Annotated in this window: 22 protein-coding genes; 6 read left to right on the plus strand and 16 right to left on the minus strand. The window is 69.9% G+C overall.

The window, feature by feature from the left end; translation table 11 throughout:
* Positions 1–241 precede the first annotated feature (241 nt).
* The 8 genes from MRBLWS13_RS12430 to MRBLWS13_RS12465 form a co-directional block, all read right to left on the minus strand.
* Positions 242–1,492 carry an alpha/beta fold hydrolase gene (locus MRBLWS13_RS12430; protein ID WP_349425676.1) on the minus strand — a complete coding sequence of 417 codons (1,251 nt, stop codon included), beginning with the start codon at positions 1,490–1,492 and terminating at the stop codon, positions 242–244.
* A 245-nt stretch (positions 1,493–1,737) separates the two neighbouring features.
* Entirely contained in the window at positions 1,738–2,772 is a 1,035-nt protein-coding gene (locus MRBLWS13_RS12435) for a cation diffusion facilitator family transporter (RefSeq protein ID WP_349425677.1), read from the minus strand.
* Positions 2,769–3,134 carry a metalloregulator ArsR/SmtB family transcription factor gene (locus MRBLWS13_RS12440; RefSeq protein WP_349425678.1) on the minus strand — a complete coding sequence of 122 codons (366 nt, stop codon included), beginning with the start codon at positions 3,132–3,134 and terminating at the stop codon, positions 2,769–2,771. The genes MRBLWS13_RS12435 and MRBLWS13_RS12440 overlap by 4 nt, the downstream gene beginning before the upstream one ends.
* Positions 3,135–3,363: 229 nt before the next feature.
* The gene (locus MRBLWS13_RS12445) at positions 3,364–4,893 is read right to left on the minus strand and encodes an MATE family efflux transporter (RefSeq protein WP_349425679.1); all 1,530 of its coding nucleotides are present in this window, start codon (positions 4,891–4,893) and stop codon (positions 3,364–3,366) included.
* Between the two features lie 219 nt (positions 4,894–5,112).
* On the minus strand, positions 5,113–6,363 hold the full coding sequence (locus MRBLWS13_RS12450; RefSeq protein WP_349425680.1) for an MFS transporter: 1,251 nt from the start codon (positions 6,361–6,363) through the stop codon (positions 5,113–5,115).
* 25 nt (positions 6,364–6,388) lie between these two features.
* Complete coding sequence (locus tag MRBLWS13_RS12455) at positions 6,389–7,624, minus strand: amidohydrolase (protein WP_349425681.1); 1,236 nt, start codon at positions 7,622–7,624, stop codon at positions 6,389–6,391.
* A gap of 265 nt (positions 7,625–7,889) precedes the next feature.
* A complete protein-coding gene (locus MRBLWS13_RS12460) occupies positions 7,890–8,663 on the minus strand; it encodes a hypothetical protein (RefSeq protein WP_349425682.1) in 774 nt (257 codons plus the stop codon).
* Between the two features lie 103 nt (positions 8,664–8,766).
* Positions 8,767–9,441: a TetR/AcrR family transcriptional regulator gene (locus MRBLWS13_RS12465; RefSeq protein WP_349425683.1), complete on the minus strand. Its 675-nt coding sequence runs from the start codon at positions 9,439–9,441 to the stop codon at positions 8,767–8,769.
* Positions 9,442–9,672: 231 nt separating this feature from the next.
* Between MRBLWS13_RS12465 and MRBLWS13_RS12470 the strand changes: the two genes are divergently transcribed.
* Complete coding sequence (locus MRBLWS13_RS12470; RefSeq protein WP_349425684.1) at positions 9,673–10,161, plus strand: DUF6326 family protein; 489 nt, start codon at positions 9,673–9,675, stop codon at positions 10,159–10,161.
* Positions 10,162–10,603: 442 nt separating this feature from the next.
* Here the strand turns inward: MRBLWS13_RS12470 and dnaB are convergent, their stop codons facing one another.
* The gene (gene dnaB / locus MRBLWS13_RS12475) at positions 10,604–11,977 is read right to left on the minus strand and encodes a replicative DNA helicase (RefSeq protein WP_349429053.1); all 1,374 of its coding nucleotides are present in this window, start codon (positions 11,975–11,977) and stop codon (positions 10,604–10,606) included.
* A gap of 602 nt (positions 11,978–12,579) precedes the next feature.
* Here dnaB and MRBLWS13_RS12480 point away from each other — a divergent pair.
* From MRBLWS13_RS12480 to MRBLWS13_RS12490, 3 genes are all read left to right on the plus strand, one after another.
* Positions 12,580–13,563 carry a hypothetical protein gene (locus MRBLWS13_RS12480; RefSeq protein WP_349425685.1) on the plus strand — a complete coding sequence of 328 codons (984 nt, stop codon included), beginning with the start codon at positions 12,580–12,582 and terminating at the stop codon, positions 13,561–13,563.
* A 119-nt stretch (positions 13,564–13,682) separates the two neighbouring features.
* Positions 13,683–15,182: a chaplin family protein gene (locus MRBLWS13_RS12485; protein WP_349425686.1), complete on the plus strand. Its 1,500-nt coding sequence runs from the start codon at positions 13,683–13,685 to the stop codon at positions 15,180–15,182.
* A gap of 334 nt (positions 15,183–15,516) precedes the next feature.
* Positions 15,517–16,791, plus strand: coding sequence for a GNAT family N-acetyltransferase (locus MRBLWS13_RS12490; RefSeq protein WP_349425687.1), 1,275 nt, complete (start codon positions 15,517–15,519; stop codon positions 16,789–16,791).
* Between the two features lie 192 nt (positions 16,792–16,983).
* On the opposite strand, the gene rplI is transcribed toward MRBLWS13_RS12490, so the two are convergent.
* From rplI to rpsF, 4 genes are all read right to left on the minus strand, one after another.
* Complete coding sequence (gene rplI / locus MRBLWS13_RS12495) at positions 16,984–17,436, minus strand: 50S ribosomal protein L9 (RefSeq protein WP_349425688.1); 453 nt, start codon at positions 17,434–17,436, stop codon at positions 16,984–16,986.
* Positions 17,437–17,446: 10 nt separating this feature from the next.
* Positions 17,447–17,701 (minus strand): 30S ribosomal protein S18, encoded by a 255-nt coding sequence (gene rpsR, locus MRBLWS13_RS12500; RefSeq protein WP_045301896.1) that lies wholly within the window; start codon positions 17,699–17,701, stop codon positions 17,447–17,449.
* Positions 17,702–17,774: 73 nt separating this feature from the next.
* Positions 17,775–18,308: a single-stranded DNA-binding protein gene (locus MRBLWS13_RS12505; protein ID WP_349425689.1), complete on the minus strand. Its 534-nt coding sequence runs from the start codon at positions 18,306–18,308 to the stop codon at positions 17,775–17,777.
* A 5-nt stretch (positions 18,309–18,313) separates the two neighbouring features.
* Positions 18,314–18,682: a 30S ribosomal protein S6 gene (gene rpsF, locus MRBLWS13_RS12510; protein WP_163616223.1), complete on the minus strand. Its 369-nt coding sequence runs from the start codon at positions 18,680–18,682 to the stop codon at positions 18,314–18,316.
* 531 nt (positions 18,683–19,213) lie between these two features.
* On the opposite strand from rpsF, the gene MRBLWS13_RS12515 reads away from it, so the two are divergent.
* A complete protein-coding gene (locus MRBLWS13_RS12515) occupies positions 19,214–19,843 on the plus strand; it encodes a GDSL-type esterase/lipase family protein (RefSeq protein WP_349425690.1) in 630 nt (209 codons plus the stop codon).
* A gap of 469 nt (positions 19,844–20,312) precedes the next feature.
* Entirely contained in the window at positions 20,313–20,801 is a 489-nt protein-coding gene (locus MRBLWS13_RS12520; protein ID WP_349425691.1) for an FBP domain-containing protein, read from the plus strand.
* 15 nt (positions 20,802–20,816) lie between these two features.
* Here MRBLWS13_RS12520 and MRBLWS13_RS12525 read toward each other — a convergent pair whose 3' ends face one another.
* The 3 genes from MRBLWS13_RS12525 to MRBLWS13_RS12535 all read right to left on the minus strand — a co-directional run bounded on the left by MRBLWS13_RS12525 (position 20,817) and on the right by MRBLWS13_RS12535 (position 23,607).
* The gene (locus MRBLWS13_RS12525; protein ID WP_349425692.1) at positions 20,817–21,224 is read right to left on the minus strand and encodes a DUF779 domain-containing protein; all 408 of its coding nucleotides are present in this window, start codon (positions 21,222–21,224) and stop codon (positions 20,817–20,819) included.
* A 194-nt stretch (positions 21,225–21,418) separates the two neighbouring features.
* A complete protein-coding gene (locus MRBLWS13_RS12530; protein WP_349425693.1) occupies positions 21,419–22,969 on the minus strand; it encodes an aldehyde dehydrogenase family protein in 1,551 nt (516 codons plus the stop codon).
* 221 nt (positions 22,970–23,190) lie between these two features.
* On the minus strand, positions 23,191–23,607 hold the full coding sequence (locus tag MRBLWS13_RS12535) for a VOC family protein (protein WP_349425694.1): 417 nt from the start codon (positions 23,605–23,607) through the stop codon (positions 23,191–23,193).
* Between the last annotated feature and the right edge of the window lies 1 nt (position 23,608).

The raw sequence follows: 23,608 nt of genomic DNA on the forward strand, positions 1-23,608 counted from the left end.
GGGGATGCTGCGGCATCCTCCGCCCCGTTTCGATCGTTGAGCGAGCGAGGAACGTGGTCGTTGAGCGAGCTTGCGAGTCGAAACGCAGAAACGAAACGCGCCGGACACGACGCAGACGAGCGGCGCGGCACGTTTCGTCTCTGTCGCTGGCGCTCCCTCGCTCAACGACCGTGCGTTCGGCGTGGGGTGACGGGGCCGAACCCGCGGCCGCACCAGCCCGCGGCATCCGTTCCCGCCCGTGTCAGCGCACGCGGCGGCCATGCGCGATGTCGATGAGGCGCGACAGCACCTCGCCACCCGAGCGCAGGCCGTTGTGCTCGTGCTCGCTGGTGATCCACGGCGTCACGCCGGGAAGCAGCCGTGCGGTCTCCATCGAGAACTCGAACGGCACGTAGAGGTCGTTGGCGTAGACGGCGGCGGCGCCGCGGGCGCCCGATGCAGTGATCGCGTCGGCGTCGTACAGCTGCGGCCAGGCGAACTCGGCGAGCTCGAGGGTGACGTCGCGCCACGGCTGCAGGCCGGGAACCGTGTCGAGCCACTCGCGGCGGACGTGCTCGCCGGTGAAGAGCGTCGGGTCGTCCCGGAAGTCGTCGGGCTCGGTGCGCTCGGCCGACCAGTCGGTCGCGTGTCCGTCGGCGTAGCTCGACTCGTGGAACACGTAGTACAGCGGGTTGCGCACATCGAACGGCATCGCGGCGGCGAGGTCGTGGCGGAAGGCGTTGGTGTGCGGCTCGAGCTCGAGCAGGCTCCACAGCTTCTGCCACCCCTCGTTCGTCCCGAGCGCCGAGCCGGCCGAGCGCACCCGCGAGACGGAGGCCACTTCGCCGTCCGGCAGCACGATGGCACCCGCGTCCGCGAGGTCGACGATCCGCCGCATCGCGTCGCGATGCGCCGGGAATCGCCGGTAGTAGCGCTCGGACGCCTCGCGCATCTTGTCGTAGGTGAGGGCGTACACATCGTCGGGATGACGCCCCACGGCGCTGAGGCCGCCGGTGATGTACACGTGCTCGAGGGATCCGGCATCCGTGGAGAGATAGGCGAGGGTCGTGAAGCCGCCGAAGGACTGCCCCAGCACGCTCCAGGTCGAGGCGCCCAGCTCCTCGCGCACCGCCTCGCAGTCCCGCACGATCGCGTCGGCCCGCAAGTGCGTGATGTACTCCGCGAGCTCGCCCGTGCCGCGCTCGAGGTCGCGGTCCGAGACCGGTGTCGACAGCCCGGTGCCCCGCTGGTCGAGCAGCACCAGACGGTAGTGCTCGAGAGCCTCGTCGAGCCACGACGGCCCCTGCGGAGAGTGGAAGGCGCGGGGCGCCTCGTGTCCCGGCCCGCCCTGGAGGAACACGAGGTTCGGGAGCTGCTCTCCGCCCTCGCGCGTGACCACGGCGGCATGGATGTCGATCGTGCGGGCGTCCGCTGGATCGCCCCACACCAGCGGGACGGTGAGGATGTGGTCGTCGATGGTCAGGTCCTGCATGCGGCGCGTCGTCACGGACATGCGTACGAGCGTAGGGGCACTCGCCGACGCCGTGCCTGCGCCGCCGCTCTCGGGGGTCACGACACGCCGCAACGGCGCGGGGGTAAGGACGTTCTGCGCCTCCTGAAGGAGCGCCGCCCGGCTCGGGGTGCACAGCACGCGGCAACGCGACGCCCGGTCGTTGAGCGAGCGAGGAACGTGGCCATTGAGCGAGCTTGCGAGTCGAAACGCAGGGACGAAACGCCTCGAGCCTCCGAGCGGACGTCTTACGGCGTGTGCGTTTCGTCCCGGTGGTCGAGCATCCTGAGGCCGCGTGCCGTGACGATGAAGTCGTCGACGTTGCGCAGGTGCTCGCGCACGCTGCGCTCGGCGTCGACGGCGATCGCGCCGGCGTCGGAGGTCGCCGAGACGGCGACGAGCGCGTCGCCCTGGAGGCGGTGTCCCACCCAGCGGAGGCGGACGCGGTCGATCCGCGCGATGCCGTCGACGTGCGCGAGCGCGTGCTCGGCGCGGTCGACGAGCTCCGGCTCGACGCCGTCGAGGAGGCGGCGGCAGACGCTGCGCACGGTGCCGATCAGGAGCACGAAGATCGCCGCCGCGATCACGAGACCGACGATCGGGTCGGCCAGCGGGAAGCCGAGGAGCACGCCGATGCCGCCCAGCACCACCGCGAGCGAGGTGAAGCCGTCGGTGCGGGCATGCACACCGTCCGCCACGAGCGCGGCGGACCCGATGCGCTTGCCCACGCGGATGCGATACACGGCGACGATCTCGTTGCCGGCGAACCCGATCACGCCGGCGGCGATCACCCACCCGAGGTTGTGAAGCGGCTGCGGGTGCAGCATCCGATCGATCGCCTGCCAGGCCGCCACGATCGCCGAGAGCGCGACGACGAACACGATGAACAGGCCCGCGAGGTCTTCGGCGCGGCCGAGCCCGTAGGTGTAGCGACGGGATGCCGCGCGCCGGCCGAGCACGAACGCGATCCACAGCGGCACGGCCGTGAGGGCGTCGGAGAGGTTGTGGACGGTGTCGGCGAGGAGCGCGACCGAGCCGCTGAAGAAGACCACGATCGCCTGCAGCACCGTGGTGGCGAGCAGGATCACGAGGCTGATCTTCAGCGCGCGGATGCCCGCGGAGTTCGCCTCCATCGCATCGTCGATCGAATCCGCCGCGTCGTGCGAGTGCGGCACGAACACCTCGTGGAGGAACCCTCGCAGCCCGCCCGGGTGGGAGTGGTCGTGGTCGCCGTGGTCGTGGTCGTGGTCGTGGTCGTGGTGCTCCGCGGCCTGCGCGCTCATTCGGAGCCCTTGTCGGCGTGGTGGTGGCGGGGCGTGCCGCCGAGCGAGTGCTCGGCCTGGTGGATCGCGTCGGCGACGAGGCGGGAGGCGTGCTCGTTCTCGAGCCGGTAGAACACCCGCTGCCCCTCCTGCCGCGTCGAAACGATGCGCGCGAGCCGCAGTTTCGCGAGATGCTGCGACACGGCGGCGGGCGACTTGTCGACGATGTCGGCGAGGTGGTTCACCGACAGCTCGCCGGCGTCCTGCAGGGCGAGCACGATCCGCACGCGGGTCGCGTCGGCCAGCATGGCGAACACCTCCACCGCGAGTTCGACGAAGCTGCTGTCGACCGCGTATCCGCATCCCTGCTTATCTGCACTCATACGCAGATACTACGTCCATCGGCTCGCAACCGCACACGAGCAGCGGTCCGGCGTGAGCCGGGGGCAGGCGAAGCTCGCGGGCAAGACTCGCGCTCGGCAGGCAAGACCCTCACCCCCACCGGGACAGGGCATGCGCGGCGAGGCCGCGGGCGCCGTCCCACGGCTCGACGGGATTCCTCGGTCTCGGCGAAACCGGGACTCCCACGCGCCGCTGCACCGCAGGCCGGACTCAGCCGCCGGCGCTGCGCCGCTCGCGGTCGGACGCGCGCAGACGCCGGCGCCGACGACGCGGCGGAGTCGGCGTCGCCGTCTGCGCGGCGGTCGGCAGCACGATGGGCTGCGTGACCACGGCGTCCACGACCATCGAGCCGTCGGTGGGACCGATGACGGCGATGGGCGTGGTCGGCGTCGCGACCATCGGAGTGATCGGAGCCGATGCCAGCTGCCGGTGGGAGTGGATGTACGCGGGAACGAGCACGACGACGGCCCCGAGCCAGGCGAGCGGGTTGCTGGCCGCGACGCCGATGAAGCCGAAGATGCCGCCGAGCACGACCGCCGCGCCGACGCGCATGAAGAGCTCGATCACGCCGGTCACCGTCGGGATGAGCGTGTGGCCGAGACCCTGCAGTGCACCGCGCAGGACGAACAGGATGCCGAGGATCCAGTAGCTCGCCCCGTTGATCGCGAGCATCTGCGCGGCGAGGTCGACGACCTCGTCCGCCTCCTGGCCGACGAACAGCTGCACCAGCGCGGCGCCGAAGGCGATGAGGAGGACGCCGAGCACGATCGCGGCCGCCACCGACATCCACGTCGCCTGGGTGACGCCGCGGCGGATGCGGTCGGGCCGGCCGCCGCCGTGGTTCTGAGCGACGAACATCGACACGGCGAGGCCGAGCGACTGCAGGAGGGCGACGGCGAGGCCGTCCACGCGGGATGCCGCGGTGTAGGCCGCGACCGCGTCGGCGCCCAGCTCGTTGAGGGCGACCTGCACCGACAGCGTCCCGATCGCGATGATCGAGGCCTGGAAGCCCATCGGCAGGCCGAGGCGCAGGTGCTCGGCAAGCTCTGCGCGGCTCACGCGCCAGTCTTCGCGGCGGACGTGGAGCACCGGCATCCGTCGACGGACGAACTCGAGGCACAGCAGCACCGAGATCGCCTGCGAGACGACGGTGGCGACGGCGGCGCCGCCGACACCCCAGCCGAACGTGCCGACCATGAGGATGACCAGCACGACGTTGAGAGCGCAGGCCAGCGCGAGGAAGACGAGCGGCGTGCGGGAGTCGCCGATGGCGCGGATGATCGCCGACAGGTAGTTAAAGAACATCATCGCGCCGGCGCCGAGGAAGCTGATCTGCGCGAAGACGACCGCATCGTCCATGAGCTCGGGCGGCGTCTGCAGCAGCACGAGCAGCGGCCCCGCCAGGAGGGGCGCGCCGACGGTGAGCAGCAGCGTGCACGCGCCGGTGAGGATGGTGCCTGCCGCGACCGACCGGCGCACGGCCGCATAGTCGCGAGCGCCGAACGCCTGCGCCGTGGGAATGGCGAAGCCCGACGTCAGACCCCACGCGAACCCGAGCAGCAGGAACAGCATGCTGCCCGTCGCACCCACCGCGGCGAGCGCATCGACGCCGAGATGGCGTCCGACGACGATCGCATCGACGAACTGGTACAGCTGCTGGACGACGTTGCCGATGAGCAGCGGGACAGCGAACACGACGATGACGCGCCAAGGGCGGCCCGTCGTCAGGGCGGTGGTCATGAGGCGGCTCTCGAAGGAGAAGGCGAGGAGAGGGAAGGATGCCGCACCAGCAGGCGACGGGCGACAGTCGACCAGTGTATCGAATCGATTCGGGAAGTCACCAACCTCGGGGGAGGAATTCGTCGCGATCCGCCTCCGTCGTCGGTCCTCCTCCGGCGAGCCGGGGCGCGTGCCCAGCGGGTCGGCGGGCGGAGTGGCGAGCGAGCCGCGTGCGCGGACTCAGTCCGAGTCGGGAAGGATGCGCATCTCACGGAGGGGCGGCGAGAGGACCGCGATGAGCGCGGCGACAGCGAAGACGACCATCACGGCGACGAGCGTCCACTGGTCCCCGACGAGGCCGAGCGCCGCACCTCCGGCGAGGGCGCCGAGCGCCGCCGCGGTCCGGTTGGCCGAGCGCGTGTTCGCATTGACGCGTCCGAGCAGGGCATCGGGAGTCACCGCCTGCCGGAGCCCCATCTCGTTCGCGTTCTCGACACCGGCCGCGAGCCCGTGAATTGCGAGCGCCATATAGAGGAGTACCGGTCCCGCGGACAGCCACGCCGTCGCCGCGACCAGCAGCCAGGCGATCGGATAGGCCGCGCGGGCGACGATGATCGCCGGCCCGGTGCCCAGCCACGACCCGAATCTCGCCGCGAAGGTCGCGCCGAGCAGAGCCGCCGATCCCGACACGGCCAGCAGCAGTCCGAAGGTGAACGCGGTGAAGCCGAGCGACCGCAGCGCCAGGAGTGAGAGCACGGTGAACGCGATGCCGTTCGCGAAGAACCAGACGTGCGTCGACACCGCGAGCGGGGCGAGCGTCGGGTGCGCGTACGCCCAGCGCAGCCCCTCCCGGATCTCGCGCAGGAGATTGCGGTCGGGGCGGCGCTCGCGAGGCTCGTCCACGCGGATGCTCCCGTTTAGCAGCGCATCGACGAGGTAGCTGACCGCGTCGACCAGAAGCGCGATGGGAGCGCCCAGCAAGCCGACGAGCCCGCCGCCCAGTGCCGGCCCCACGGTCTGGGCTGCGGCATCCGTCTGATCCAGGCGCGCATTCGCCACCACCAGTCGCGACCGCGGCACGAGCCGGGGCAGGAACGACTGCGTCGCCGCGAACCCGAACACCGAGAACGAGCCGAACAGCAGCAGGAGCACCACGAGCATCCAGATCTCGAGCATGCCGGTCAGCCAGAGCACCGGGATCGCGCCGAGCGACACCGCCCGGCCGATGCTGGACCAGACGAGGATCGGCTTGCGGCGCCAGCGATCCGTGTACGCGCCGGCGATCAGCCCGAGAACGGCGTACGGCACGAACTGCGCCGCGTTGACGATGCCGACCTCCGCCGGCGTCGCCGCGAGCAGCTGCACCACGAGCACCGGCATCGCGACGGCCGAGACGGCGGTCCCGAACGAGCTGATCGCGGCCGCCGCCCAGTAACGGGCGAACGACGACCGGGGGACGTGGCCGGGTGCACCCCGGTCCTCGTCGGGCATGCTCACGATGCCGGGCCGCGCGTCGTCATCCCATCCACGACGTGCGACCGAAGCGCTCCCAGCGCTCGACGACGCGCGAGCCGGCATCCGTACCCGGCTCATAGACCGCGCGCCCCTCGATGAACACGCGCTGCACGCGCGAGTCGACGGCGAGCGGGTCGCCCGACCACACGACCACGTCGCCGTCCCGGCCGGGCTCGAGAGCGCCGACGCGTTCGTTCAGACGGAGGATGTCGGCCGGATTGGTCGTCAGCGCCTCCAGCGCCGTCTCGGCGGGGAGGCCCTCACGCACCGCCAGGATCGCCTGCAGGCGGATCTGGTCGATGGGCACCACGGGGTGGTCGGTCGTGATGGCGACCTTGACACCCGCCTCGGCGATGAGGGCGAGGTTGCCGATGGCGCGGTCGCGCAGCTCCACCTTGGAGCGCGAGGTCAGCAGCGGCCCGAAGATCACCGGGATCTGCTTCTCTGCGAGGACATCGGCGATCTTGTGCGCCTCGGTGCCGTGGTTGACGATCAGGCGGTAGCCGAACTCCTCCGACAGCCGGATCGCCGTGGCGATGTCGTCATGACGATGGCAGTGCTGATCCCAGAGGAGGTCGCCCGCGAGCACTGCGGCGAGCGTCTCCTTGCCCAGGTCTCGCTCGAACGGCTCGTCCTTGTCGACGGCCGAGGTGCGCTTGTCGGCGTAGTTCTGCGCAGCGACGAACGCGTCGCGGAGGACGGATGCCACGCCCAGCCGCGTCGACGGCGTCTGCTTCCGGTCGCCGTACACGCGCTTGGGGTTCTCACCGAGCGCCGCCTTCACCGACACGTCGGTGGCGAGGACCTGCTCGTCGACGGTGCGGCCGCCCCACGTCTTGATGGCGACCGTCCGGCCGCCGATGGGGTTGCCCGACCCGGGCTTGATGACGGCCGTCGTCACACCACCGCGCAGCGCGTCGCGGAAGCCGACCTCCTCGATGTCGATGCCGTCGAGAGCGCGGAACCGTGCCCCGTTCGGGTCGGTCATCTCATTCGTGTCGTTGCCCGACCATCCCTCGCCGTCCTCGTGGACGCCGAGGTGGCCGTGGGACTCGACGAATCCGGGGACGACCCAACTGCCCGTCGCGTCGATCACTTCGGCGCCGGCGGGCACCGCCGTGTCCGCCCCGCCGAAGGCGGTGATGACGCCGTCGGTGACGACGAGGGTGCCGTTCGGGATGGGGTCAGAGCTGACAGGGACGACGTAGCCGCCGGTCACGGCGAGGATGCGAGCCATGCTCTCCAACCTACGCGGGGCCGGAGGACTCACCCGGCGGGCGGACCGTCCAGCACCGTGGGCACGTACTCGGGTGGATGCCTCGGACACGGGGGTGATCGCTGGCTGGACGTGACGGAACCCCGGTGGTGGACGCTCAGAGGATCGTGGTCAGGGTCCCGCCCACGGATGACATCCGCTCCGACGAGGGCTGGGCGCCCGACTCGGCAGGAACACCGTCCGCCTTGGGGGCGGTGCCTTCCGGCCGCCCTCGGCGGGCTGGGCACTACGCGAACATCTGGCGCAACACATCGAGGTCGCCGGCGTCGAGCGCCTGCGCGATCACCTGGGCCTCAGCCGGATCGGGGAACAGACCGGACAGTTCGTCCGCGAAGATCGCGCGCATCCGGTCGAGGTCGCCCGCGTGGGCCGCGGCGCTCATCGCCTCGACGGCGAGCTGGTAGGGGATCTGCTGGTATCCGGCGGGCGTGGTCACCGGGTTGTAGTACGGCACCCACGGGATCGAACTGTCCGGGTGGAGCAGCAGCACCTCGCCGGGCTGGATCGTGCGAGTGTGGTTGAGCATCGCGATCGTCAGCGCGTTCGCGATGCAGAACCGGTCCCCGATAGCAAACAGCGCGTCACCCGCCGCGACCGTGTAGGTCTTGATCCGACCCTCGTCGTCCAGGCCCACGGTGCCCGCGGCGAGGTCGCGTGCGCCCCGGTCCACCAGGTCGCCGCTGATGCTCGCGCTCGTTCCGCCGACGTGGAGCCAGGCCGGTTCCTCGCACCCGGCAGGACTACCCTTCGGGATCGCGGTGCCGTTTCCGACGTACACGTACCCGTCGCCCAGCTCGTCGATCATCTCCTCGCCGATCGCGCCATCCTCCGCGGATGCGGGCTCGACGGTCGGCTCCTCGGTCGGCTCCTCGGTCGGCTGGAAGATCACCCAGGAGGACAGCGCCCCGTGCACCGACGCGACGGCAGGTGCCGCGAGGGCCACCAAGCCGCCGACGATGAGCACGGCGACGCCCGTGGTGACCTTGGCGGCGAGGTTCATGTGATGAACCTACTGGGACGAGATGTCGCGAGGCCATGGTCGCGGCGCGGATCCGACGGGCGTCCGGGCTCCGCTCGCAGGCGCACGGCGCCGCCGAGCGCCGCTAGGCGGAGGCTCTCAGGGGCTCGAGGGCGGCGAGGATGAGGTCGAGGCCGAAGGTGAACTGCTCCGCAGGGTCGAAGCCGGCGGCGACGAGCGCCGCCGCGGACTCGTTGAGGTAGGGGAACTCGTCAGGAGGAAGCTGCGGCAGGTAGACGTCCTCGGCCATGTCCGCGAACTCATCGGCGGTGCCGAACGGCAGGCTGGCTTCCTGCAGTGCGAAGCCGTAGACGTAACTGTCGAGCAACCAGTTGGCATGCGTCGCCATCAAGACCGGGAAGCCAGCTCTCCGCAGGCAGGCGGTGACCGCTTCGTGGTGGCGGAGGTTCGCGGGCCCCGGCGACGTCCGCGACTCCATCAGGACGATCGCCCACGGGTGGCGTGCGAGAACCTGTCGGGCGGATACCGCCCGCCGTCGCATCGCCGACTGCCAGTCGGTCTCTACGGGTGGGAGTTCGATCTCCTCGAACACGATGTCCGTCATCGCGTCCAGCAGCTCATCCTTGCTCGCCACGTAGTGGTAGAGCGACATCGCGCCCGCACCGAGCGCGCCGGCCAGCCGGCGCATGCTCAGCCCGTCGACGCCCTCGTGGTCTGCGATCCGGACCGCCTCGATCACCACCCGCTGCTTGCTCAGGCCCGCGTCCGACGCGACCTGGCGTTGTTCCCTCGCAGGCATGGGTCTCCTCGCTCGCTCGAACGGCTTGACAATCGTACAGTGTACGCCGCATAGTACGGTGTACGACGTACGGTGTACGAAGCAGCGCTACGTCGGGGCCGGTCACACACGAGGGAAGGTCGTCGTCACCGTTTGAGGACAGCACCGACGAGAACGACCCGACCGTGCGCACGCACGCCCATACCTGCCGCCACTGCGGCGGACGGACCGCTCCTCTCGAAAGAAGAACCGATGACTATCCGAACGAACACCCCGAACCTGCTCGACACCCCGCCGATCGCCGTGCAGGCCAAGCTTGCCGCCGCATGGACCAGCTTCATGTTCCTCTACATCTACGTCGACTTCTTCAACCTCTACAAGCCCGGCGTCGTCGACGGCATCCTGAATGGCCTGGTCTGGAGGTTCGACGTCAGCTCGACGTTGTTGACCATCATGCTCGCATCCGTGGCGATCCCCGCCCTGATGGTGATGCTCTCCCTGACGCTGCCCGCCCGGGTGAACCGCGCCACGAACCTCATCGTGGCGTCGCTCTACATCCCATACTCCGCGTTCAACGCGGCCGGGGCGACCTGGGAGTGGGCCTTCTTCTACGGCCTCTCCATCGGAATCGAGGTGCTGCTCCTGGCCTTCATCCTGCGCTCCGCCTGGACTTGGCCGCGTACTCCCGCCGTCCCGGCCGGTCCCGCGACGACCGACCTGCGACAGGGCCTCCGACAGTAGGTATCCCGGCAGAGGTCTACGGCGTGAAGCCCGCCGCCGCGGACTGTCCGGCCGTTGCCGTCGGCCGGCGAGCTGGTTCGTCACTGCAAGAGCTGCCGCATCGGCTCGCGCAGGTGGTTCAGGCGATCGCTACGACCGCTTGCGGCGTTCGCGCACCATTCGCACGAGGGTGTAGACGGCAGCTCCGGCACCGAACGCAAGCAGACCCGCGAGCCATGCCATCAGCTGTCTCATGGCTCGGAGCGGCATCCGGGACTCGTTGGCGGCCATGGTATCGGATAGGGCGGATGCCTACGCTGTCGTCGGGGCCTGCACTGAGCACTTGTCCACGCTGCGCCGCACGGTCCCGGATCAGCTCCGTAGCGAAGTCGAGACGTCCAGATGGACACCACGTGGACATCTCAACCACGAGACAGACAGCTCCGAGCGGACCCTACAACTGCTACCCGAAGTCGCCCGGTGCCATGTCGGTGAAGCGGGAGAAGTGGCCCTGGAACGCGACGGTGATCGTGTCGGTCGGGCCGTTGCGGTGCTTGGCGACGATGAGGTCGGCTTCGCCGGCCCGCGGCGAGTCCTTCTCGTAGGCGGCTTCGCGGTGCAGGAGCACGACCATGTCGGCGTCCTGCTCGATCGAGCCCGACTCACGCAGGTCGGAGAGCGCCGGCTTCTTGTCGGCACGCTGCTCGGCACCACGGTTCAGCTGCGAGAGGGCGATGACCGGGACGCCGAGCTCCTTCGCGAGCAGCTTGAGCGCTCGTGAGAACTCCGACACCTCCTGCTGACGCGACTCGACGCGCTTGCCCGAGGTCATGAGCTGGAGGTAGTCGATGACGACGAGCTTCAGGCCCGCGCGCTGCTTGAGCCGCCGGCACTTGGCGCGGATCTCGACGAGCGTCATGTTGGGGCTGTCGTCGATGTAGAGCGGAGCGTCGTTGATGCGCCCGCGCGTCGCAGCGACGGTCGTCCAGTCGCGCGAGTCGAGCGTGCCCTTGCGCATGGACTGCAGGGGGATCGCGCCCTCCGCGCTCAGCAGGCGCATCGCGATCTCGCTGCGCCCCATCTCGAGGGAGAAGAAGATCGTGGGCATGTCGTGCTTGACGGCGGCCGACCGCGCGAAGTCCAGCGCGAGCGTCGACTTACCCATCGCGGGTCGCGCCGCGATGATGATCATCTGACCCGGGTGCAGGCCGTTGGTCAGGGCGTCCAGTCCCGAGAAGCCGGTCGGGATGCCGGTCATCTGGCCGTCGCGACCTCGCGCGGCCTCGATCTCTTCCACCGCGGCATCCACCGCGATCGTGAGTGGCACGTAGTCCTCGGCCGCCTCGGCACCCGTCACCGAGTAGATCTCGGCCTGGGCGTTGTTGACGAGGTCGAGAGCCTCGCCCTGACCCGAGTAGCCCATCTGCACGATGCGGGTGCCGGCGTCGACCAGGCGGCGCAGCAGCGCTCGCTCCGAGACGATCGACGCGTAGTAGCCGGCGTTGGCCGCCGTCGGCACGATCGATGTCAGCGTGTGCAGGTAGTCCGCACCGCCGGCGCGCTGCAGCTCACCCGTCTTGATGAGCTCGTCGGTGACGGCGACGACATCGGTGGGCTCGCCGTGCGAGTAGAGGGTGAGGATCGCCTCGAAGATGAGCTCGTGCTTGGGCACGTAGAAGTCGGCGCCGCGGAGGGTCTCGATGACGTCGGCGACGGCATCCTTCGAGAGCAGCATGCCACCGAGCGCGCTCTGCTCGGCGAGGAGGTCGTGCGGGGGAGTGCGCTCGAAGTCACGGGGACCCCCCATGCGCTCATCGGAGATGTCGGCGATCGACATAGGCTGCGAGTCCTCCCTATCGTTCGTTCCCGAGTTGTCACGGCGTGAGCCGGTGCGGCTCGCCGGGCGCGCGTCAGCGTGCACGACCTGATTGCGGGATGCCGCAGCATCCCGCTCCCCGCCGAACCCCCGCGTGCGATCCCCTGCTGCTGCCACGCCGTTGTGTCCAGCACGGAGGCGCGCGCCACGAGTGGGCCGCACCCCACGCTAAGGACGGCCTCCGACACACGCAACACGACCTGTGGATAACTCTGTGGAGAGCCTGCGTGAAACGCCGACACGCCTGTGAACAACCGCTGTGGAGAACTCGCTGCTTTTCGAGCACGGTCTTCGCAGAAACCGCTCCTGACCGGCCGTTGCGTATTCCACAGCCTGTGGAGGAGGATGTGGTTGAAGTCAGGGTTGAAGGTTGAGCTGTGCATCGCGCCCTGTGCACAATTCCGGGGATACAGAACACCGTGCGCGCGCGAGGAGGCGCGATCGTGTTCGCGGCGAAAGGGGGTCTGGACATGGCGATTCCGCAGGCGGTATGCTCCCAAGTCCAGGCACCCCTACGCACGATCCGTCCGGAACGTGCGGCTCTTTCGTCGTGGGAGGTGAACGTGGAGATCGCAACCTCGCTGCCGAGGATCGTGCGGCTGGCCCTCATCGGGGTCGCAACCGCGTTCGCCTGGATCGTCGTCTCGCTGGTCCTCGGCCTCGGCCTCGGACAGGCGCACGCCGACGAGACCGAAGACGGAGGACTGCTCGGGGGTGCTCTCGGTGCCGTGACCTCGCTGGTCGACACGACCGCGACGACCGTCACGACCACCGTCTCAACGGTGGCCACGGACGTCACCGACACTGTCAACACCGCGGTCGCCGCCGCTCCAACGCCGGTCCAGCAGCCGGTCAGCCAGGTGGTCCAGACCATCGGCACCGTCGTCACGACCGTCACTCAGCCGGTCTCCGACGTCGTCTCCGGCGGCGTTGTGAGCGGCATCACCGCTCCCGTCGTCGACCTCGTGACCGCGGTGCCGATCGTGGGCGGCGTCGTCACGGGCATCGGGCTCGACGACGCGGTGAACGATCTCGGCGGCACCGTCGACGAGACGCTCACCGGCGTCATCGGCGCGGTCGACGAGACCGGCGCGACCGTCGGACTCCCGCCCGCGGGCGGCGCCGGCGAGGTACCTCTACTTCCCGGCATCCCCGCGATTCCGGGCCTTCCGGGGCTGTCCGGCACCCTCAGTGCGGACGACGCGATCGCTGCGCTCGCCTCGCAGACGGAAGCCGCGGCCGCCCTCTTCTCGACGACCGCCCGCTCGATCGGCCAGTGGGCGGCAGCATCCGTCTCGCACGTCGGCGGTGCCGTCACAGTCGTCGTCTCGTCCGCCGCGCTCGCGCTGAGCGGACCCCTCAACTCTGCATGCGGACTCTGTCTGCCCACTTCTTCCGCGGGACCCGGTGGTGCGGGTCTCGGTGCCTGGGCGCTCGCTGCCCTCCTTCCTCTCGCCGCACACCGTGCCTGGGTGCGTCGAGCAGGTCCGGAGGACGAGCACGCGCCGCCGGCGCCCGCCGGTTCCACCGACGTCTCCCCCGACTGATCGGTTCCCCGCCGCCTTGCTCAATCGAGCGCGGGCGGCAGAGGAACCAGCGCGCCCTCACGCGCTGAGCAGCGCCTCTCCGTGCGCTGCGAACCGATCAATTCACTAAGGGGAACACCATGCGTACTTTCTACAAGCGCGCCCTCTGGGGCACGCTCCTCGCCGGCGGCATCACGCTGCTCGGCGCGACGGTCGCCAATGCGGCCGAGACGACGGGCGATGACGGGCTGCTCTCGGGCAGCCAGGCGATCGTCGACGTCACCCTTCCGATCAACATCAGCGGCACGTCGCTCTCGGTGCTGGGCGACTCGTCGAGCAGCGGCGCCACCACTGCGGCGCCGGCGCCCGCTCCGGCTCCCGCAGAGGCGACGACCAGCGGCTCCGACGGCATCGGCTCGGGCACGCAGGGCCTCGTGTCGGTGAACGTGCCGATCACGGTCTCGGGCAACGCGGTCTCGGTCGTCGGCGACTCCTCGTCGACGGATGCCGCGACTACGGCGCCCGCGCCCGCCACCGCACCGGCCACCGCACCGGCCGAGACCTCGGGCCAGGACGGCCTGCTCTCCGGAACCCAGGGGATCGTCTCGATCGCCGCTCCGGTGACCGTCTCGGGCAATGCGATCTCGGTCGTCGGCGACAGCGCGAGCGAGGACGCCACCACGGCGCCCGCCGGCTCGGGCGGCGCCGCCGGCGCCGATGCCTGGACGGACGGCGAGGACTCAGTCCTCGGCGGCAGCCAGGTGGTCGCGCCGGTGACCGCCCCGGTCACCGTCTCGGGCAACGCGATCTCCCTCGTCGGAGACAGCGAGTCCACCGACGCCACCACGACCGCCGGCTCAGGTACGCCCTCGACCGGTTCGATGGGGGCCACCGACGGCACGGACGGCATCCTCGGCGGCACCCAGGTGCTCGCGCCCGTCACCGCCCCGATCACCGCGGTCGGCAACGCGATCTCCGTCATCGGCGACAGCTCGAGCGAGGACGCCGCCACGGCACCCTCGACCGGCCCGACCGGCAACGGCACCGCCGGCACCACCGGCGGCGAGGACGGCATCCTCGGCGGCACCCAGGTGCTCGCGCCGATCGCCGTGCCGGTCACGCTCGCCGGCAACGCCGTCTCGGGCGTCGGCGACAGCACCTCGACGGGTGCGGTCTCAGCGCCGGGCACCGGCAACGGCGGCACCACCGGCACCACCGGCGGCCTGGACTCGATCCTCGGCGGCACGCAGATCCTGGCGCCGATCTCGCTGCCCATCACCATCGGCGGCAACGCCATCTCGGTGATCGGCGACAGCACCACGGTCGACGCCGTGGTGCCGACGGACCCGACGGACCCGACCGATCCGACCGATCCGACGGACCCGACGGACCCGACGGACCCGACGGACCCGACCGATCCGACGGACCCGACGAACCCGACCGAACCCACCAACCCGGGGGACAACGGGACGCCCGGTGACGGCGGCTCGGCCGCGGTCACCGGCTCGGCGGCAACGTCCGGTGAGGCCACCCAGCTCGCCACGACAGGAGGAGCGGGCGCGATGCCGTTCCTGCTGCTGGGGCTCTCGCTGCTCGCAGCGGGTGCCATCGCGCGCGTGTCGCGGCGGCGCTCCGCGTGAGTCGACGGGGCAAGTCGACGTTCCCCAGGCGCCCCTCGCCCCGACTCGCGTGAGAGCACGGCGGGAGGGCCGTCCCCAGCGGCCCTCCCGCCCTTGAACCGCCCCCGATCGCGATGGCCGGCTCTTGCCTGGACCCGCCTCTCGATCGGGGGTGCACGATCCTTCTCCGCCTGCGTCGTCCGGCCATGCCTGGAGCGGGCGACGCAGCGGAGATGACAGGAGTGGATGCCGCGACCCGGGGGGCTCGCGGCATCCGCTTCGTCACGCCCCCGGGTGCAGCCGAGGGACCGCCGCCTGCATTGCGCGCCCCTCGCGCGCTCGCCAGAGTAGGGGGGTGCCTCTCCCCGACTCCTACCGCCTCACCCCCGTCGGATCCGACCGGCGCGACGACGTCCTGCGTCTGGACGTCTGGGCGTTCCCGACCGAGCGCTCCATCGAGACGCTGCGCGAGCTGCCGAGCCCGCTGAGCTGGCACCGCACGTACGGCGTCGCGCAGGTCGGCGACGACGAGCTGCTCGCCGGATTCCACGGCGCGTACCCGCTGCGCGCCTACCCCGTCCCCGGCGCGGAGGTGGCATGCGGCTGGCTGACGTGGGTCGGCGTGCACCCCGGTCACCGGCGTCGCGGCATCCTGCGAGGGATGATCGAGCACCACTTCGCGGACTGCCTCGCGAACGGTGAGGCGATCTCGGGCCTGATGGCGGCGGAGACACCCATCTATGGCCGCTTCGGCTACGGCATGGCGTCGACGCAGCTGAGCCTGACGATCCCGCGCGGCGCCGCGCTTCGCCCGGTGCCGGGCGCCGCCGAGCTCCACGTCGCGCTGGAGGAGTGGGATGCCGCGGCCCACGGCGACCTCGTCGCCGCCCTGCATCGCGACTACGCGCGCCTTCCCGAAGGGCTGGGGCGACCGGGCTGGGCGACCCGCGAGACGCCGGAGCAGCGCGCGGCGCGTGAAGCCGACCCCGCGGCACTCCGCGGCGGCAAGGAGGCGCTCCGGCTCCTGATCGTGCGCGATGAGACCGACACCGCGCTCGCCTACGCGACATTCCGCCGCACGATGTCGTGGGAGCGCGCCGGGGCCGAGGGCACCGTGCATGTGCGCGAGGCCGTCGCGCTGACCGCGGCCGCCGGACACCGCATGTGGTCGGTGCTGCTCGATCTCGACCTGACCTCGCAGGTGAAGATCTCGAACCTGCCCGTCGACGACCCGATCGTGTCGCTGCTCGTCGACATCCGGCCCGCCGTGCCCGACTACCAGGACAACTCGTGGCTGCGCATCGTCGACCTGCCCACCGCGCTCGCGCAGCGCCGGTACGCGGGCGACGTCGAAATCGTGCTCGAGGTGACCGACGCGATGCTGCCCGCCAACGCCGGGCGCTGGCGGGTACGCGCCCAGGCGTGGGGCCACGCGGAGGTCGCGCCGACCGACGACGCCGCCGACCTGGCGCTCGATGTCCGCGAGCTCGGCGCCGCGCATCTCGGCGCGATCTCGCTGTCGTCGCTCGCCCAGGCCGGCCTCGTCGACGTCCGCTCACCGGCGGCCCTGCGCGCGGCATCCGCGGCGTGGTCCTGGCCGGTCGCCGCCGGCGCGAACTGGATCTTCTGACCCCGGGCACCGTACCCAACTCAGGAACGACTCAACAACAGCTCCCGCGCGCCCGCGGAATCTCGCGCCCCACACGGCAGCCGGACCGCGCCGTTCCTGAGTTGGGTACACGATCGACGGGTGACGTCCCCGAAACGACGGATGCCGCGAACCCAAAGGTCCGCGGCATCCGTTTCGCCGTATCCCGAGGGATTACTTGGCGGCGACCACCTGCAGCGTGATCACGGCGGTGAGGTCGTCACGCAGGCGGATCGTCGCCTCGTGCTCGCCCACCGACTTGATCGGGGAGGTGATGTGGATCTTGCGCTTGTCCAGGTCACCGAGACCGGCGGCCTTGACCGCGTCGGCGACGTCGACCGTCTTGACCGCGCCGAACAGGCGACCCTCGGCGCCGGCCTTGACCGTCAGCTTGACCTTGTTGGTCTCGAGGGCGTTCTTGAGGGCCACGGCCTCTTCGTGGTCGTGGATCGCGCGGGACTCGCGGGCGGCGCGGATCGACGCCACCTGCTTCTCGCCGCCACGGGTCCAGGCCACAGCGAAGCCCTGGGGGATGAGGTAGTTGCGGGCGAACCCGTTCTTGACCTCGACAACGTCTCCGGCGCTTCCGAGCCCGGCGACCTCATTCGTGAGAATCAGCTTTGCCATTGGGTGCTCCTTAGCGGCCAGCGCCGGCGTAGGGCAGGAGCGCCATTTCGCGCGCGTTCTTGATCGCCTTGGCGATCAGACGCTGCTCCTGCACCGAGACACCGGTGATACGACGGGCGCGGATCTTGCCACGCTCCGAGATGAACTTGCGAAGAGTCGCGACGTCCTTGTAGTCGATGAGACCGACACGGATCGCCTTCGCGGGGGCCGCGTTCTTCGCGCCCTTCCGCGGCTTCCGGCGGTCGCCGGTTGCCTTTCCAGCCATGGTGGTTCCTTTACGTTTTCTTGATCGGATGCCTCGTGCCGAGCCATCCGGAATCTGCTTCTGAGATCGACCCTTAGAAGGGGGTGTCGTCGCCGTAGGCGCCGGGAGCTGCCCAGGCGTCGCCGCTCGCGGCGCCGCCGTTCGCCGAACCGGGCGTCGACCACGGCTCGTCGGCGACCTGGGCCGGGCGAGCTTGACCGCCACCGCCACCGCCGAAGCTGCCGCCGGCACCGCCGGAGCCGCCCGCAGCGCGGGTGACCTGTGCAGTGGCGTATCGCAGCGACGGGCCGATCTCGTCGACCTCAAGCTCGATCGCGGTGCGGTTGTTGCCCTCGCGGTCCTGGTAACTGCGCTGCTTGAGGCGGCCGGTCGCGATGACCCGCATGCCCTTCGTCAGCGAGCCGGCCACGTGCTCGGCGAACTCGCGCCACACGCTCGCGCGGAGGAACAGCGCTTCGCCGTCCTTCCACTCGTTCGCCTGACGGTCGAAGTTGCGCGGCGTCGACGCGATCGTGAAGTTCGCGACGGGGAGGCCGTTCTGCGTGTAGCGCAGTTCGGGATCAGCCGTGAGGTTTCCCACGACGGTGATGATCGTCTCGCCGGCCATCAGCCTTATGCCTTCGCAGCCTTGGCGCTCTTGCGAGCGGCACGCTCGTCGGCGCGCTGCTTCTCCGACGCGATCATCGCGATGGCCTCTTCGGCACGCAGCACCTTGGTGCGCATGATCTGCTCGTTGAGGTTGAGCTGGCGGTCGAGTTCCTGCGTGGTCGCGGCGGTCGCCGTGAAGTTGACGACGGCGTAGATGCCCTCGTTCTTCTTCTGGATCTCGTAAGCGAGACGGCGCTTGCCCCAGATGTCGATGTTCTCGATGGTGCCGCCGTCGGTCGTGATGACCTTCAGGAACTTGTCGAGGTTCGCGCCGACCTGGCGCTCGTCGATCTCGGGGTTCAGGATGACCATGAGTTCGTACTGGTGCGTCACTAACCCACCTCCTTCGGACTAGAACGGCTGCCGGGCATTTCCCGACAGCAGGAGGGTGTGTGTGCACGTCATCCGACTTCCCGCGCATAGAACGCGTGCGGACAACCCTCCTATGGTACCGGATCGCCGACCAGACGCCGAACCCGCCCCGGCCAGGGGTCGCGACACCGGTCAGCGGAAGGCGTCGAGACCGGTGAGGTGCTGACCGAGGATAAGGGTGTGCACCTCGTCGGGGCCGTCGTAGGTGCACACCGACTCGAGGTTCGCTGCGCGGTGCCGAGGATGTCGGATGCCGCGCGCAGCGCGTCGAGATCGTCGGGGTCCCTGCGGGCATCGGTCATGGCGCCTCCTCGCGTCGTGATTCGATCCTGCCCGGAACCGATTCCCGCGGCTCCTCGCTCGCCGGCCCGGGAAGCGATATGTTCACGTGAACCTCCACGCCCGCTCCGTCGCGGACGTCCACGACCCACCCATCAAGCGATTCTCGACGATGCCGACGAACCGCGCACGACGCCGATTGGATCACACCGGATGCCTCTCTCGACCACCCTCGTCTTCGCCGGCGATTCGATCACCGACTCCGGACACGACCGATATGACGCCACGTCGCTGGGGGATGGCTACGTCGCCCTGATCGCACGAGCCGTCGGCGACGACGCGACCGTCGTCAACAAGGGCATCGGCGGCGACCGTGCCGTCGACCTGGCCGCCCGCTGGGACGACGTGCTCGCGGCGCAGCCTGACGTGCTCACGGTGTACATCGGCGTGAACGACATGTGGCGCCGCTTCGACAACGACGACCCGACCTCAGCCGAGGATTTCGAGGCCACGGTCGCGGAACTCCTTGAGGCCGCCCGCGAAGCGGGCGTCGACCGCTTCGTGCTCGTGGAGCCGTTCTTCGTGCCGGTGAGCGAGGGCCAGGCCGCCTGGCTCGAGGACCTCGACCCCAAGCGGGCCGCCATCCGCCGCCTCGCCGAGCGGTTCGACGCCACGCTTGTGCCGCTGCACGACAGCGTCGGCGCGGCGGCCGCCGAGCACGGCGCCGCGGAGATCGTACCCGACGGCGTCCACCCGACGGCGCAGGGCGCCGCCCTCATCGCCGACGCCTGGCTCGCCGCGTACGCCGCGATGCCGGTGAGCGCCGCACCCACGGACACCTAGACCACGATGTCGATGCGTCGGCCGTGCCGCGAGCACACGGCCGGCACCCCGCTCCCCGACGACGTGACCGTGTAACCGCCGGACGCCCGGCCCCAGCGCGCTGAGCGAGCGCCGGCGAGACGAAACGCCGTTTCGTCTCGGTCGTTCCTCCCTCGCTCAACGACCGGGACGACGGTCGCGTCGACTGGCTGTTCACGCAGGTGGGCGGGGCGCTGCTGCGCTGATCGCCGACGTTGCCGACGCAGCCGGTGCGCAGGCGCACGAGCGTATGCTGTCGGGCGTGCATTCGACGTTCACGACGCCCGGCGGGCGTAAGGGGGTACTCGGCGCGTCCTGCGCCGAGCGGAGGTAGACGCGCGCGTCGCCCGGGCTTCGGCCGAGCGCGACGCCGTCGACTCTCCGCGGGCCACCCGCCCGCGGCATCCGATCTCTCGTCGTGCCGCGACGATCCCCGGTGAAACAAGGATTCATGCACGCATACACCCAGAAGGACCTTCGCGCCTCGTTCGTCAACGCCTCGCTGCGCGAACGCAACGCCCTCGTCATCCCTGACCTGGCCCCGCTCGATTGGCAGAACCTCGACTACTTCGGCTGGCGCGACCCGAAGCAGCCGCTCGCCGGCTTCATCGTCGTGCCGGTCGACGACGAGCCCGTCGGCATCCTGCTACGTCAGACCGAACAGCGCACGCGCACCCGCCCGCAGTGCTCATGGTGCGAGGACGTCACACTCCCAAACGACGTCGTGCTGTTCGGCGCCAAGCGCGCCGGCAAGGCCGGCCGCAACGGCGACACCGTCGGCACCCTCCTGTGCGAGAACTTCGAGTGCTCCGTCAACGCGCGCCGGCCGATGCCGCCCGCCTACCTCGGGTTCGACGTGATGGCCGCACGCGAGCGGCGCATCGAGGCGCTCCGCTTGCACGCCGAGGGCTTCGCGCGCGACATCCGCGACGGCCACTGAACGGAGGGCCGCACGTCATCCCGCGGAGGCGTGCGGCCCCAGTCCGAAGTGGTCGAGCTCGGCATCCGTCAGCATGCGCGAGCGGATGATGAAGCGGCTGCCCGTCGGCCCCTCGACGCTGAACCCGGAGCCGCGGCCGGGAACGACGTCGATCGTAAGGTGCGTGTACTTCCAGTACTCATACTGAGCCGCCGAGATAAAGACCTCGATGGCCTCTGCGAGGCCGACCTCGAGCTCACCCAGCTGCACGTCCGACGGGCCGGTCTGGAACATCCCGACAGGGAAGCACATCGGCGCGCTGCCGTCGCAGCACCCGCCGGACTGGTGGAACATCAGCGGGCCGTGCTCGGCCGTGAGTCGCCGCAGGAGGGATGCCGCGGCATCCGTCACCGCCACACGCGCGTGGGTTCGGGTCGGGGCCATCAGGAACTCCTCTTCACAAGGACCGGTCGTTGAGCGAACTTGCGAGTTGAAACGCAGACGACACGTCGAGGGTTTCGCGCAAGGCTCTGGCGTTTCGTCTTCGGACGCCAGAGCGCCCTCCGCTCAACGACCGGGGTCTGACACGACCCGGGCGGAGCGGCTGGCGACTCGCTCCACCCGGGCCAGGGAGGGGATCAGAAGAAGCCCATCGCGCCGTCGGCGTACGACACGAGCAGGTTCTTCGTCTGCTGGTAGTGGTCGAGCATCTTGAGGTGATTCTCCCGGCCGATGCCCGACTGCTTGTACCCGCCGAACGCCGCGTGCGCGGGGTACTGGTGATAGGTGTTCGTCCAGACGCGCCCGGCCTCGATGGCGCGCCCGGCGCGGTAGGCGGTGTCACCCGAGCGGCTCCAGACCCCCGCGCCGAGACCGTACAGCGTATCGTTGGCGATCGAGATGGCGTCGTCGAAGTCGTCGAACGAGGTCACCGAGACGACGGGGCCGAAGATCTCCTCCTGGAAGATGCGCATATCGTTCGAGCCCTCGAAGACCGTCGGCGCGACGTAGTAGCCGCCCGAGAGGTCGCCGCCGAGGTCGACGCGCTCGCCGCCCGCGAGCAGCTTCGCGCCGCCCGCCTTGCCGATCTCGATGTACGACAGGATCTTCTCGAGCTGGTCGTTCGAGGCCTGTGCGCCGATCATCGTCGCCGGATCGAGCGGGTTGCCCTGCACGATCTTCGCGACGCGGTCGAGCCCGTCGCCGAGGAAGCGGTCGTAGATGGATCGCTGGATGAGCGCGCGCGAGGGGCACGTGCACACCTCGCCCTGGTTGAGCGCGAAGAGCGTGAAGCCCTCGAGGGCCTTGTCGTAGTAGGCGTCGCCGGTGTCGCGGGCGACGTCCTCGAAGAACACGTTCGCGCTCTTGCCCCCGAGCTCGAGGGTCACCGGGATGAGGTTCTGCGACGCGTACTGCATGATGAGGCGGCCCGTGGTCGTCTCACCCGTGAACGCGACCTTGCGGATGCGCTTGTGCTGCGCCAGCGGCGCTCCGGCTTCGATGCCGAACCCGTTGACGATGTTGACGACGCCCGCCGGCAGGAGGTCGCCGATGATCTCGAAGAGGAACAGGATCGAGGCCGGCGTCTGCTCGGCCGGCTTCAGCACGACGCAGTTGCCGGCGGCGAGCGCCGGGGCGAGCTTCCACGTGGCCATGAGGATGGGGAAGTTCCACGGGATGATCTGCCCGACCACGCCGAGCGGCTCGTGGAAGTGGTATGCCACGGTGTCTTCGTCGATCTGGCTGAGCGAGCCCTCCTGACCGCGGAGCACACCCGCGAAGTAACGGAAGTGATCGACGGCGAGCGGGATGTCGGCCGCCAGCGTCTCGCGGACGGGCTTGCCGTTCTCCCACGTCTCGGCGACGGCGATCTTCTCGAGGTTCTGCTCGATGCGGTCGGCGATCTTGTTGAGGATGAGCGCGCGCTCGGCAGGCGTGGTGCGCTTCCATGACTCGAACGCCCGCCACGCGACATCCACTGCGCGGTCGATGTCTTCCGCCGTGCCGCGGCCCACCTCGGTGAAGGGCTTGCCCGTGACGGGGCTGATGTTCTCGAAGTACTGGCCCTTGATCGGCTCGACGAACTCGCCGCCGATGTAGTGGCCGTAGCGGGGGCGGTAGTCGGCGATCGAGCCGCGCTGCCCGGGAGCGGCGTAGATGCTCGAGACGCCCTCTTCGACGATGGTCATGCTGGTCTCCTTCGACGCGTGGTGCGACGGTCCTCGTCGCGATGGGTCGAAGGTAGGCCCGCGGAGGTTGCACAACGTTGCGGCCGATCGTCTGCGCCGGGCGCAGGGCGTTTCGTCTCTGCGTTTCGACTCGTAAGCTCGCTCAACGACCGCGTTCCTCGCTCGCTCAACGACCGGGACAGGCCCGCTGAACGAGCGAGACCGAACGTGGGCGACGCGGGCTACTCGGCCGAGGGCGAGCGTCGAGCGCGGTCCCGCTCGACGATCTCGAGGTAGTGCGGGTTCTCCATGATGCCGAGGATGTTGCCGAAGGGGTCGACCACGGCCGCCGTGTTGAAACCGTGACCTCGCTCGATCACCGGCTGATACTGGGCGGCGCCGAGCTCGATCAGGCGCGCGAGGCTCGCGTGCACGTCATCGACCGCCCACTGCATGACCGCACCGGCCGGCCCGTCGGGCATCGGCGGCCGGTACTGCGCATCGATGATGCCGAGCTCGTGCTCGTAGTCCCCCACACGGAACTCGATGTAGGCAGGAGTGACGAAGTAGGGCTCGATACCCAGTACCTCGGCGTACCAACGCGAAGCGGCGTTCAGGTCTGCGGCGTAGTAGCTGATGGTGGCGAATCCGCGGAGCATG

It is taken from the genome of Microbacterium sp. LWS13-1.2, from assembly GCF_040144835.1.
Lineage (GTDB): Bacteria > Actinomycetota > Actinomycetes > Actinomycetales > Microbacteriaceae > Microbacterium.